At 69.3% G+C, this 12,833-nt stretch carries 10 protein-coding genes and 1 pseudogene; 3 read left to right on the top strand and 8 right to left on the bottom strand.

The genetic code is table 11. The features are described 5' to 3' along the window. Window positions 1-34: 34 nt before the first annotated feature. A complete protein-coding gene (locus ACIBJF_RS41505; RefSeq protein WP_399182002.1) occupies window positions 35-544 on the bottom strand; it encodes a DinB family protein in 510 nt (169 codons plus the stop codon). Next, window positions 541-1,038, bottom strand: a complete 498-nt coding sequence (locus ACIBJF_RS41500; RefSeq protein ID WP_399182000.1) for a hypothetical protein — start codon at window positions 1,036-1,038, stop codon at window positions 541-543. The genes ACIBJF_RS41505 and ACIBJF_RS41500 overlap by 4 nt, the downstream gene beginning before the upstream one ends. Before the next feature lie 470 nt (window positions 1,039-1,508). Between ACIBJF_RS41500 and ACIBJF_RS41495 the strand changes: the two genes are divergently transcribed. Beyond that, window positions 1,509-2,093, top strand: coding sequence for a dihydrofolate reductase family protein (locus tag ACIBJF_RS41495; protein WP_399181998.1), 585 nt, complete (start codon window positions 1,509-1,511; stop codon window positions 2,091-2,093). 162 nt (window positions 2,094-2,255) lie between these two features. On the opposite strand, the gene ACIBJF_RS41490 is transcribed toward ACIBJF_RS41495, so the two are convergent. Beyond that, on the bottom strand, window positions 2,256-2,627 hold the full coding sequence (locus tag ACIBJF_RS41490) for a hypothetical protein (RefSeq protein ID WP_399181996.1): 372 nt from the start codon (window positions 2,625-2,627) through the stop codon (window positions 2,256-2,258). Between the two features lie 321 nt (window positions 2,628-2,948). Here ACIBJF_RS41490 and ACIBJF_RS41485 point away from each other — a divergent pair, with 321 nt between their 5' ends. Beyond that, a complete protein-coding gene (locus ACIBJF_RS41485; RefSeq protein ID WP_399181995.1) occupies window positions 2,949-3,755 on the top strand; it encodes a hypothetical protein in 807 nt (268 codons plus the stop codon). Between the two features lie 1,152 nt (window positions 3,756-4,907). Here ACIBJF_RS41485 and ACIBJF_RS41480 read toward each other — a convergent pair. From ACIBJF_RS41480 to ACIBJF_RS41460, 5 genes and pseudogenes are all read right to left on the bottom strand, one after another. Further along, window positions 4,908-5,084, bottom strand: coding sequence for a hypothetical protein (locus tag ACIBJF_RS41480; RefSeq protein ID WP_399182046.1), 177 nt, complete (start codon window positions 5,082-5,084; stop codon window positions 4,908-4,910). 53 nt (window positions 5,085-5,137) lie between these two features. Then, window positions 5,138-6,145: an FtsX-like permease family protein gene (locus ACIBJF_RS41475; RefSeq protein ID WP_399181993.1), complete on the bottom strand. Its 1,008-nt coding sequence runs from the start codon at window positions 6,143-6,145 to the stop codon at window positions 5,138-5,140. Window positions 6,146-6,596: 451 nt separating this feature from the next. Then, a pseudogene (locus tag ACIBJF_RS41470) lies at window positions 6,597-6,896 on the bottom strand (FtsX-like permease family protein); the annotation flags it as partial. Window positions 6,897-7,588: 692 nt separating this feature from the next. Beyond that, window positions 7,589-8,311 (bottom strand): ABC transporter ATP-binding protein, encoded by a 723-nt coding sequence (locus tag ACIBJF_RS41465; protein ID WP_399181990.1) that lies wholly within the window; start codon window positions 8,309-8,311, stop codon window positions 7,589-7,591. 666 nt (window positions 8,312-8,977) lie between these two features. Then, complete coding sequence (locus ACIBJF_RS41460; RefSeq protein WP_399181988.1) at window positions 8,978-10,870, bottom strand: lamin tail domain-containing protein; 1,893 nt, start codon at window positions 10,868-10,870, stop codon at window positions 8,978-8,980. A 508-nt stretch (window positions 10,871-11,378) separates the two neighbouring features. Between ACIBJF_RS41460 and ACIBJF_RS41455 the strand changes: the two genes are divergently transcribed. Next, window positions 11,379-12,206 carry a maleylpyruvate isomerase family mycothiol-dependent enzyme gene (locus ACIBJF_RS41455; protein WP_399181986.1) on the top strand — a complete coding sequence of 276 codons (828 nt, stop codon included), beginning with the start codon at window positions 11,379-11,381 and terminating at the stop codon, window positions 12,204-12,206. Window positions 12,207-12,833 lie beyond the last annotated feature (627 nt).

Raw genomic sequence — 12,833 nt, 5'->3', positions numbered from 1 at the left:
GAGAGAACCTGGCGGACCTCAACCCGTCACAGAATTAGCCGTCGTAGGGGTTGCCGCCGAGCCAGGTGTTGCCGTCGATCAGTTCGCGCACCGCGTCCAAGTGGCCGCTGTGGCAGGCGACTTCGGTGAGCACGTGGATCAGGATGTGCCGCACGTCAGGCAGCCGCCAGGTCGGCCAGATCTCCACGGGCCAGGCGGCCGGCTTCTGTTCGGGCGCGGCAGTGGCGAGCACGGTGTCCGCGCGCGCGATGGCCGCCCGGTAGTCGGTGAAGACCTCCTCGGCGCTCATCCCCTCGGGTACGTACCAGTGCGCCTCCGCGTCCGCCGTGAGCTGTCCGGCCACATCCGGCTCGCCCGCGATCACCCCGGGGAACCAGAAGCGTTCGACGTCCAGGGTGAGGTGGCGCAGCAATGCAAGGCAGCTCCAGCCACTGGGCAGCACCGGCCGCCGCAGATCCTCCTCCGAGAGCCCTTCGAGGATCCCGAGGACGTGCTCGCGCTGGCGGTCCAGGGCGCCCTTGAGGGCGCCGAGTTCGGCGTTCACCGGGCGGAGCACAGATCGGCGAGGCGTTCCAGGGTGCTCGCCATCTGCGTCTGCCACCAGGCGCGCCCGCTGTCCACCTCCGCGCGTTTGTCGTCCGGCATGCGCGAACCGTCGAAGATCTCGGTCACCACCGTCGCCCCGGCCGCGTCCGGGAGCAGCTCGAAGATCCACCGGTGGCCCCACGCGGCTCTGGGATCGGTGGCGTCCGGGTGCCCGCGACCGGGCCTCGGCTCCCAGCCGATGCGGCGGTCCGTTTCGTACGCGACGACGTGGTTGTTCATCTCGTAATCGCCGTAGCGCTCGTAGTGCATCCGCATCACGAAGACGTCCCCGACGCCCGAGACGGCGGCTTTGAAGTCGCCACCGCGCAGCATCCCGGAGCCGTCGAGGTCCGGGTGCCGTCCGGGGTCGGCCAGGATCCGGAAGATGTCCTCCGCCGGGGCCGTGATGCGCCGGGACACCGCCACCACGGCCGCGCCTGTCGTACTCGTCATCCGCGCGCCTCCGTCAACCAGAGCATGAGCCTGACTTGACTCCTGCTTGGACGTTACACGGCGGGTACGACAACGCCCGGCCCGAGCACCTACCAGCCTCGCCCTACGCGTACCTCCACCGAACCAGTTCTGCCGCCGGCACCACATGCCGTCGGATGCCCGGCGATCTCCTGCGAGCAGTACTCGCGCGCCGGCGTGCGGCCACCTCCGCCGTCGGCCGCCGCACGCCGGTCAGCGGCCGGTTGGTGCGCCTCGCGATCGGCGAGTCCTCGGAGCCGATCAGCGCCACGCCGTCCGGCAGCCGCCGAGCCGGGGGGCTACATGGTCCGGTCGTAACTTCAGTGTGCTTCCGAAGCAGGTGACAGCTTCTGGGATGTGTTTCGTGACGGTGTCGATTTCGCCGGTGGTCGTTCGTGTAGGGGGTGACAGGGCCGCAGCAGGGCGGCCCGCGGAATGAAGGGAGCAGGTCGGTGCGTGCGATCACGGCCAGGATGTTCGTCACTCTCGATGGAGTGGTTCAGGGGCTCGGCCGCCCGGACGAGGACACCAGCGGCGGCTTCGTCCACGGGGGCTGGGGCCCGCAGTACAACGACGAGGTGATGGGCCGCGAGCTGGCCAAGGGGATGGCCAAACCCGGAGATATGCTGTTCGGCCGCCGGACCTGGGAGGACTTCGTCACCGCCTGGGGGCGCGCGACCGACGGCAATCCTTTCACCACGCACATGAACGCGGCGACCAAGTACGTCGCGTCCAGGACGTTGGAAAACGCGGACGCCTGGCAGAACTCGATCCTGCTGCGCGGCGATGCCGCCGAGGAGGTGGTCAAGCTCAAAGCCCAGCCGGGCAACGACCTATCCATCAACGGCAGCGCCTCGCTGGTCCGCAGCCTGCACGCCGCAGCGCTGATCGACCATTACACCCTGCTGATCCACCCACTGGCCCTGGGCAGCGGAAAGCGGCTGTTCGACGGCCCCGCGCCACTCACCGAGTTCGAGCTCACCGGGAGCGTCACCACCCCCAAGGGTGTGATCATCGCCCACTACACCCGCCGATGAGAGAGACCGCGTCCATCAACTCCAGGGCGCGTACTTAATGTGCTGGTCACAGCCATTCGATGATGGCCGTTACGAGGACGGGCGCCTCGTAGCGGACCCACCACCTGTCGCATCTCGCGGCCACCGCTCAATGTCACTTGAGGCGATGCTGAGGTGAGTCCGTTATGGCACGAACGTCATCAGGCTCGGCTCGCGGCTCAGCCGTGGCGGCGGGCTGTTGGAGGTGGTGCGAAGCACAGGGTCGCCTTCGTCGACCGAATGCCGGCCGCGCTGGTGAAACTGCACCATGGCACCAAGCATGACGTCCTGGCCTCCTGGTTCGGTGTGGACCGGCTCCCTATCGGCGAGGTGCGGCGCCCGCTGGCGCAGCGCCGTTTCACCGTCGTGCCAGGCATCCGGCTGCGCACTCTCGCCGAGGTGATCGAGCTTCTGGGCGTCGACGGTCAGACCGGGGTCATCGACGGCACGAGGATCCGTGTGCGGCGGCTGACCACAGGCGGACGGGTGATGACACCGCCACATCGCAAGCTTCAAGAAGAACGCTCCCGCGCGGCACGAGGAACTGCACGATCAGCAGCGCAGGGCACACTCCTCATGGCACATCCGTGTCGAGCACAACATCGCGCCCTGAAGAAACGGCGGGCTCTCGCCTGCCACCATGGCTGCCGCGAGCACATGAGCGACATTGGAGCCTCGCCATCTTGAAGTCGCAGGTCATCGGGGTGGCATGACGTCGTATCCGGTTGCTCGTGCTGGTCGTGGGCGGCAGTCTGTGTCCTTGATCGTCAGGCAGTGCTCAAGGCCGGTCTGTTCGTTTCCAGGTCGCGGAGGCGTACGGATTCGTAGGCTCGCGGGATGACGGAGATCAACGAGGTCGCCGAACGCGTCGCAGCCCGCCCCGGGCGGAGCTCGATGAGGAGGAGAAGCTCATGCCCGAACGGCTCGATGCGGTCCGGGCTACCGTCTCCGTCACGCACCGTTCGTCGCATGAGAACAGGGAGACTTGTGAGCATATCTGAGGCTTCGTCAACGTCCTCGAAGGACCCGTCCGGGGACCTTAAGCGCCTACTGGTCAGGGCCGATGATCTGGCCCCGGCTGGCCTGGACGATTTCACCGAGTTGGCCTCGCCTTCGTCCGACGAAGACCCACCGCCGATGACCGGCCCGACCCCGGAAAGCACGGCCTTGCTGAACCGGACGTTCACCGACAAGGCCGCGAGAGAGGTCAGGACGTCCTTCGCGAACGCCGACTCCTCGATCGTCATCGATGAGGGGGTTTCGGAGCGGGTGGCGGGCGCCGCCGTGAGCTGGATGGCCGATATGCGACAGGTGTACGTCCAGTGCGCCGCGTGGACCATCAGCATCGGCGATCAGGAGATAACTGTTGAGGTGGTGGAACCGGCCGATGATCCGAACAAGCCTCTCGAGGTGGAGCGGAGGTTCGGCGACGAGGCGCTGATGCGCACGATGCTCGCCGGTCCAGTCGGGCAGCAGGCCCAGATCACCACGCTCCTGGTTCGCGACGGTGACAGGGTCCTGGAACTGACGTTCCGTAGCTTGGCGGCCGACGCAGACAGCCCTGAGATGACCCGGTTGAACACCGCGATGTCGAAGTTCCTGGAGCTGGCTCCAGCAAAGTTCCTCGGTCTGCCGGTCGGCTAGAGATCCCCCAACTGACGCGCGCACAACATGACGGAAAGGCCCCGGCCAGGAGCATCATTGGAATCCGCCTCGTGCCCTGGTCGGGGCCTTGTGGTATGGCGTTGTGCTTGTGCAGGCACGCCGGTGACGGCGCGAACCGCCCGCTATCAAGGCGACCCCACAAGCCTCGCCGTCTTGAAGTCGCAGGTCATCGGGGTGGCGTGATCTCGTGTCGATGCCCGTGCAGGTCGCGGGGCCGCAGTCTGCCCTCTTGATCATCCGTCAGTGTGAGAGCTCGAGGCTCGCGAGGACCAGCAGGGCGCGTAGGAGGTCGGTGGCGCGGGCGGGGTCGGTGCGCAGTTTGGTGAGGATGCGCCAGGTTTTCAGGTGGGGGAAGCCGTGCTCGACGGGGGCGCGTTACGGCGGCCAAAGCACGGTTGGCCTCGTTCTCGCCGGGAGTGAGTTTGCGGGTGCGGGTGGCCTTGTAGCCGGTGATGGTCGCCGGATCGTCGCGGTCGTCGGCGAGGCCGAGGAAGCCGAGGTCGGCCAGGGCGCTGAGGCCGACGGCGCGTAGCTGGGTGAAAATGTGGTCGCGGCGGGCGGCGGTGATGTCGTGGGTGCGGCCGGGGCGGGTCGCGGAGATCCGAGATGAGGCGGCCCGCCTCGTCGGTGAGGGCGAGGACGTGCAGGCCGTGACGGCGGTGTCTGCCGGAGTAGTTGGGTCGGTTCGCGGCGCCGATGCGGCGGATGGTGGGGATGAGGGTGCCGTCGATGAGGACGACCTCGCCGCCCCGTTTCGCGATCTTCCGCAGAGCGCGGTCCATTTGGGGTGCGCGAGCGGCGAGCAGGGACATCAGCTCATCGCCAGCGGCGCACGGTGGTGACGCCGACCTGGTTGCCGCCGGCCATGTCGGCGATGCGCTGGTCGTGGCGGAGCTCAGCGAGCACGATGACGACGATCCGTCCGGGCGGCAGAGCCCGCCAGCGTGAGCCGATCTTCTTCAGGTGGCGGCTTAGCAGATCGGCAGTACTCGCTGGTTCTTTGCGACACCGGCAGACGGCACTGGTGAACAGGGAAGCCGGTGTCCCCCGGCGGCTTCGTTGATCCTCTTCATGCACACGTCGAGCCAACGGCCGCCGGGGGGCATGCGGTTACGGACGCGGCCCTTGTTCCTATGGTGTGATCTGGACGCGTCCGTCAGGCAGTTTGCACAGCCAGCCCCGCCCGGCGAGCTTGCTCAACTTGCCGCGCAGCGGCTCCAGCCGGCCCTTCACCTCGACCTCGAGGCCCAGCTCGACGCCGAGGTCCTTGACCCGGACGGGGCCACCGGCAGCGCGCACGATCTTCATGAGCCGCTGGTAGTCCGGTGGCAGGACGCCCTCCGCCGCGCCCGGCTCCCGTTCTATTCGCGGATGCCCGCGGCTTCGATCGCCCGTCGCCGGGTCGCCCGTGCGGTCGCCCCGGACGCGGTGACGACGGTGAAGAGGGCGCAAAGCGCGACGGTCCCCAGGATCTGTGCCCACGGGATCACCGTCGGCGCGCCGGTCACGAGTTTGCTCAGCGAGATGTGCTGGGTCGCCGCGGCGAGTCCGGTCGCCACGGCGGCGAGCACGGTGCCGACGACCACCGTCACGGCGGCCTCGGCGGCGGCGACCTTCACGATCTGGCTGCGCACCGTGCCGGCCAGCCCGAGAAGGGCGAACTCCCGCAGCCGCCCTGCCATCGCCATGATCAGCGTGTTGGCGACCGCGATCAGCGCGTAGGCCAGCGCGATCCCCAGGATGACCACCGCGGCGTTGTTCGTCTGCTCGGCGGCGTGCGCGCGCTGGACCTCGAGGTAGGCGCCGTAGGTCAGGACGTGCGCGCCGGAGCCGGCCAGCGCCTGGTTCACCGCGGCCGTCTGCCGCTCGTCGAGCGGCCGGCCCGGGCCCGCCGTCGAATCGAGATACACCTGGCTCGGCATCACCGCGCCGGTCAGTGACGCGGACACATAGGTGTCGTCGCCGCGCAGACCGCGCGCGGCCACCGCCGCGATGACGCTTCGGACCTTCTCGCCGGTAGGCAGCAACGCGACCACGTGGTCCCCGGCCGACAGGCTGTCGGCCTGGGCCGCATGCTCGTCGATGACCAGGAAGTTGTCCGGCGGCGAGGCGAGCGACCCGGAGAGCACGGGCGGCGTGATGGTGGCGCCCAGCGCTGCCGCGGGCACCGCGTTGGTGGTGAGCGAGTCGATCTGTTCGCCCTGGGCAGTGCCGATCCGCACGTTCATCGAGGTGACCGGGGTGACCCGTATCCCCGGCACGGCCGTCAGCCGCCGCAGCGTGCGGGCGTCGATCCCGGAACCGCCGGGCACGACGACGTCGGCCGTCTTGATCTCCTTGCTGCCGGCGGACGAGGACCGCGGCGTCACCGGACTTCTGGATCGTCAGCAGGGCGCCGACCAGCCCGACGGCCACCACGATCGGCGCCACCATGGCGGCCGTACGCCGCCGGGAGGTGAGGATGTTCTCGCGCACCAGCAGCGGGCCGGCCTTGGCCGAGCCGCGCAGCGGGCCGGTCAGCAGCCGGGTGACCGGTCGCAGCAGGATCGGTGCCAGCAGGGTGACCGCACCGACGTAGAGGACCGGCACCGCCTCGTACTTGCGGGCAGTGGCGGCCAGATACGGCTCGGTCCGAGAGATCACGATCCCCGCGACGACCGCGCCGATCAGCATCCCGGTCCCGAGCAGCCAGCGGACCGGCGTCATTCCGCGACGCTCCACCACGCTCTCGCGCAGCACCTCGATCGGCCGGATCAGCGAGACCCGGACGAGGGTGGCGGCCGAGCCGGCCAGCGCCGCGACCACGCCGACGACGAAGGAGATCAGCAGCGGCAGCGGGTTGAAGGGGATGGTGAACCAGGACGGGGCCACGTCGTGGTCGAGCATCCAGGAGCACAGCGGCACGGTGCACAGCGGGGCGAGGACGCAGCCGACGGCCGCCGCCGCCAGGCCGATCAGCATCGCCTCGCCGAGGACCATGCGCCGCACCTGCCGCGGCGCGGCGCCCACCAGCCGCAGCAGTGCCAGTTCGCGGCGGCGCTGCTCGGTGGCGAAGGCGAAGGTCGCGATGACGACGAATACCGCGACGCACACCGCCAGCCCGGTTGTGCTGCCCGCCATCGCCTGGGCGTTGGCCAGCGCCTCGGCGCCGCCGGTGGAATCGGGGTCGACCCGCGTCAGGTCGTGGCCGCTGAGGACCACGGCCCGGCCGCCCACGAGGGCGGACAGCCGCTTCGCGTCCTGGTCGGTGACCAGTGCGTTGACGCCGGGCGACAGGCGCTGCGCCTCGGCACCACTGAAGAAGACCGCCTTCTCGAACCAGAGCGCGTCGGTGACGCCCACCACCCGGTAGCGGCGGGCGCCGTCGGAGGTGACGGCCTCGGCTTCACGCCCGATGAGCGACCTGGCGCCACCGGCGACGACGATCTCGTCCGGGGCATGCGGCGCGCGCCCGGCCACCAGGCGGTTACCCGCGAAGCCGGCCGAGGTCCAGGGGTGGCCGGTCGTTTCCCCGGAGCCGGGATTCAGCCGCACCGGGAAGCTGCGGTCGGCCGTGGCCTTCCCGGCCTCGGTCACCTTGCTCACGACGTCGGCGGGCAGCACCGCGGGGGCCTTCATCGGGCGCCCCTCGAAGCCCTGCGGCGCGATGACGGTCGCGGCTTCCTTGAACCGTTGCGGCCCCGGATGAGGTGTGCCGAAGGTGGCCGCCAGGGTCAGCGTCATCATGCCGATCATCGTCGTGCCGAGGGCGAGGGCGAGGAAGGCGCCCACGAAGCCCATCAGACGGTGCCGGAGGGTGGCTGCGGCGATACTCAGCACGGCTTCGTCTCGCTCTCGGCGGGCTCCAGCTGGGCCATCCGCAGGGTCACGGACTCGGCCGTCGGCTCGGCCAGCTCGCCGGTCACCCGGCCGTCGGCGAGGAAGACCACGCGCTGCGAGTAGGAGGCGGCCACCGGGTCGTGCGTGACCATGATCACCGTCTGTCCGTGCTGCTCGCCGACGCCACGCAGCAGCGCCAGGACCTCACGCGCGGTACGCGAGTCCAGCGCACCGGTCGGCTCGTCCGCGAAAACCACCTTGGGCCTGGTCACCAACGCCCGCGCGATCGCGACGCGCTGCTGCTGACCACCCGACAGTTCGGCAGGCCGGTGCTCGCCCCGCTCGGCGAGACCGACCTCGGCCAGCCCCTTGTCGATCGCCGCCGGATCGATGGGGCGCCCGGCCAACCGGAGTGGTAGTTCGACGTTCTGCCGGGCCGTCAGTGCCGGAATCAGGTTGAAGGACTGGAAAATGAAGCCCATGTGCTCGCGGCGCAACTCGGTCAGCGCCCGCTCGGGGAGCCGGTGCAACGGCGCACCGTCCAACAGGATCTCGCCCGCGTCGACCCGGTCCAGGCCCGCCGCGCACTGCAGCAGCGTCGACTTGCCCGAGCCCGAGGGGCCCATGATGGCGGTGAAGGTACCCGCCGCGAAGTCGACGTCCACCCCATCGAGCGCCCGCACCCGGTTGTCGCCGCGGCCGTACGTCTTGTGCACGGCGGTCAGGCAGACAAGGTGGCCCAGCCTCTTTGCACCAACGAAGGCCGGGCTCGAAGCCTGTGCGGTAGAGCCTTGTTCCGGAACACTCGCTCGCCTTTCCATAGGGGCATCGGTCACCCGCCGTACCGACGCTAGGGCCGTTCGTGGCATCCATGCCTCCGGACTGTCCCTGATCTCGCCCCTGAGGAACCCCTGACCCGAGTTGGCGGCGGCCGTGCGGCGCAGACACCAGCACCTCGCCACCGGCGGTCGGGCGCTGGTCGCTCTCATGAACATCGAACGCGGCCCACTCCGGATGCCTTCCGAAGTGTTGAGCAACCGCTGTCGGATCTCGGGTTCTGGCTCAAGCCCTGTGGTGGCGCTCGGACAGCACTTGTTCACGATCTCGGCAACACCCGAGATCCGATATTCGAACAGCGCCGACCCCAAGCAGCCGAAGCACGGCTGGACGACGACGATGGGGCCGCTGCCGATGGGCGGTGAGCTGCGTCCGGCGTCTACAGACCAAAGGCGGTTCCGGGACAGGCACGACGAAGCTCCTGGTAGTCGGCGGGTGGTCTTGGTCGTCACCCCGTCTACCAGGAGCTTCGTCACTGCGTACTGCCTGGGCGCCTCACCGTGGAGGTGGCCCCGTGCGTGAGCCGCCGCCCGTGATCGGCAGGATCAGCAGAGGAAGGTACCGCTGTAGAGGGCGTGTCCGTAGGAAGAGCTTCCGGAGCCGAAGCCGTAGATGCCGTCGTCGCTCCAGACCGCCTCGCGGAAGCCGTTGACGCAGGTCGACGTCGGCGCGAGCGCGAAGCCCTCCAGGTTGTCGGTCGGCATGACGGCCGGGTTCGTGTAGGTCACGTCCGGAACGATCGCGCCGCCGGCGTTGACCTTCATGAAGGTGTGCGTCTCGCCGCAGGTGTTGTCGCAGGTCGCGACGATGCGCTGGGTTCCGGCGTCGAACGTCACATCCATCACGGAGACCTTGCCGGTCGCGATCGTGCCGAACGTGGTGAACGTGCCGTCGGAGTTCAGGCCGTAGACATGCAGCGTGCCGTCCCACTCCAGGCCGGCGAAGAACAGACCCGACCCGTGCAGCGGGTAGTTCGCGGGGTTGTAGGCAGCGCCGGTGAGCGGGTCGACCCAGCCGTTCGCGGTCAGCCAGCTGTCCGGTACGTAGCCGACGCCTTCGAAGCCCAGGTTGGCGTCGTCCTTGCTGCCGGTATTGAGCTGCGGGAACTGCGAGGTCATGTCCCACTGGTGGATCGGCGTCAGCGTCGATCCGGTCGCGGCCGGGTCGAACTCCATGAGGGTGTCCTTGGGGACCGTGTTGTTGGAGTTGTCACGCTCCGAGGTCACGTAGATGTGGCCGTTGGCGCCGACCGTCAGGCCCTCGGAATCCGGCTGGCCGGTGCCGCCGGCGAAACGGATCTGCTTGCCGGTCGCGCTCCATGACGCGTCCGGGATCCACTTGCCGTTGCTCTTGACCAGCTTGTACAGCCAGTTCTTGTTCTTGGCGGCCCACAGCACCGACGGGTTCGCCGGGTCGAACGCCAGGCCGCTCAGGTCCCGGCCTTCAGGGCCGGTGGACGTGGTGAACGCGCAGGCGTTGTCGGCGATCGTGACGTCCAGACCGCCCGGCCACGCCAGGGTGCCCGCCGGGGTGGAACCCGTACCGGAGGGCGCCTCGGGGGTGCAGCCGCTGGTGAGCGAGCCGCCGCCACCCAGCAGCTGACCGCCACCGCCGCCGGTACCACCGCCGCTGCCCGAGCAGGAGTTCGCGCTCCCGAGCGTCGCGGTCGTGGAGGTCTGGAACCAGCCGGTGCCGTTGGCGCAGCGCTCGTCCGACGGCTTAGCGCCATCAGTCGCCCAGGTCACCGAGTCGACGGTGGTGCCGTTGCCGTCGAGGAGGAAGACCGAGTCGTTGTCGCCCAGACCGAGGGTGGAGTTGAACGTGACGTAGCCTCCCGCGGGGATGCTGGTCGCGCTCGGCAAGGAGGACGAGATCGAGACCGGGGAGTGGGTGGTGTCATTATCGACGTACTTCCACGACCCGATGCTGACCGCGCTCGTTCCGCCGTTGTACAGCTCCACGGTGTCCGCGCCGTCCGAGGTGACCTCGTTGATCCGCACCCGGCTCGCCGCCGGTACCGACGACGGACAGCCCGAGGCGTTCGAGGCGCCGAACGTGGACGCCGCGGTCGTGGTCACCCACCCCCCAGTGCCGTCGCCGCCGCAGCGCGCCATCGCCGGCTTCGCCCCGTTGGTGGCCCACTCAACGCGGTCGACCACCACGCCGCCGGCCGTGTAGATCACCAGCTTGTCCGAATCACCGAGCCCCTTGGGCGAGTTGAAGGTGACGAAGCCGCCTGCCGGGATCGTGCTGGAGGACGGGCTGAACGTCTGCGGCGAGGAGCTGTCGTCGGACATCTTCCAGCCACTGATGCTCACTGCGATCGAGCCTGCGTTGTACAGCTCCACCGTGTCGCTGTTCGACGAGGTGACTTCGTTGATCCGAACATTCTGGTAGCCGACCGGGTCCGCGGCAGCCGCGGGCTCAGCGGCAACCATCCCTGTCACCAGCAGTCCTGAAAGCGTCAAAGCCGCGGCGCACACTGAGGCGACGCCGGCACGCGAATGTAAGGTAGACACGAGGCGGAACTCTGGCGACACGATCTTGAAACAGCGTGTACTCCGGCTGAATGCCACCTGCTGGCCACCGGAACGCCAGGCGCGCGTTGGTCCTCGGCGCCAGCCTGCGCGGCTGACCCGACTGCCCTGAGGCCGGGCCCTGCAGCTCTCTCGGGCACCACCGAGCCCGGACCACCCGCCGGCACCCGGCGCACCACCATGAACCATCCGGTTCGCCGGCAGCTCCGAGGGCGCTTCGGCCTTGGCCCACAGCCCGCCTGCCAAGGCGCAGTCGAGATGTCCCGCGACGGAACAGGCAACCGCCGAGCACCACAGCCCAAGCCACACGGCGCGCAAAGACTTGCCGGGCGCGGCCCGCGTCTGGTTGGGTACCACCGCCCCAGGCGCATTGGGCGTGCCGGGCAGGGTGGGAAGCGGAGCAAGCAACGTGCACACGACGGTACGGCAGGACGGCCCGTGGCCCTTGCCCGACGGGCTCGGGCAGGCGATTCGTGGCACTGCCGAGGAGATCGCCGCGCTGGTGCGCAGCGCGAGCGACACGGCGCTGGCCGTACCTGGGTCACAGTGGACCGTCGGCGAGGCCGCCGCCCACCTGGCCCTAGCCAACGAACTGATGGCCGACCTGGCAGCCGGACGGGAACGGCCCTACGGCGACGGAACACCCCAAAGCCTCGCCGAGGCCAACGCAAAGTCCCTCGCCGCCTTCACAGAGCGTCGGGCAGAGCCACTCGCGACGATGATCACGGAGCAGGCCGAGGCGTTCCTGGACGCGCTGTCGCGCCCTGCGGCCGACGTCCAGGCACCGGCCACACCCCTGGGCCTGATGAACCGCTCCGTTCTGGCGTCGTACCTGCTCACGCACATGCTCGGCCATGGATACGACCTGGCTCGCGCCATGAAGCGTCCCCACATGGTCGACCGGGCACGGGTGACCTTGTGCATGCCTTTCATGCTCTCGGTCATGCCGCGTGTCGCGGACCCCACAGCCACGGCCGGGCTCACGGCCCGCTACCGGATCCGACTGCGCGGGGGCGAGGCGTTCGGCGTGACCCTGGCCGACGGCGCCGTGCAGGTGACCCCGGGCACGCTGCGGCAGCGCGCGGACTGCACCATCCTGCTCGACCCCGTCGCCTTCCTGCTCATAGCACTCGGCCGACTGAATCCGTGGCGTGCCATCGCCCAAGGGCAGGTCCTCGCCTGGGGCCCCCGGCCGTGGCTGGCCCCCCGCTTCCCGACCCTGTTCACCGCGCCCTGACCCGGCTGACGGGCCGGACGCCGCAGTCAGTCGCAGTACAAGGGGCCGGAGCCGAGCGAGACCGCCACAGCACCCCTTCTCGCTGCACGGGTATGCCGGTGGCCTGCGCGGCCCTCGCCTCCACCGCCCACACGCCCGACGGGGGCGAGAAGGTGGCAATGCAGCTGCCGTCGCCGCCGGGGCGCAGCCGCCGCCGCTCGATGGTCTCCCCCCTGTCCGCTGACACGAGATGGGCCTCCAAGAGGGGACCGGAATCCTCGGACACCGAGGTCACCGGGTACGAGGGTATCCAGCGGCCACGGCCTCGGGTACGTCGATACCGAATCCCGTACCGGGGATCTGGTAGGGGCGGTGATCCAGCACCTCGTAGCGGTCGTACAGTCGGCGTAGCGCAGGACGTGTTGGGCACGGCTGTAAGACCGGGACGGAAACCAGTCGCCCCGGGCGCGGTCTGCCACTCGGGCGGCGCGGCCGACAGACACGGCACGGTGCCGTCTCTCAGCCAGCGGTCGTTGTCCTTGAAGCGGTCCACTTGAAGCTCTCCCCTCCCCTCGGCAAGCCTCGGGAAGGAGATTCCTGCCTACATCGCTGCGGCAGGCTTGACGGTTTTACCCGCCCTGCGACCGC

It is taken from the genome of Streptomyces sp. NPDC050743 (assembly GCF_044456925.1).
In the GTDB taxonomy this organism is placed as follows: Bacteria; Actinomycetota; Actinomycetes; order Streptomycetales; family Streptomycetaceae; genus Streptomyces.
Note: the sequence above shows the minus strand (reverse complement) of the source record. Positions and strands in the feature narration are given on the sequence as shown.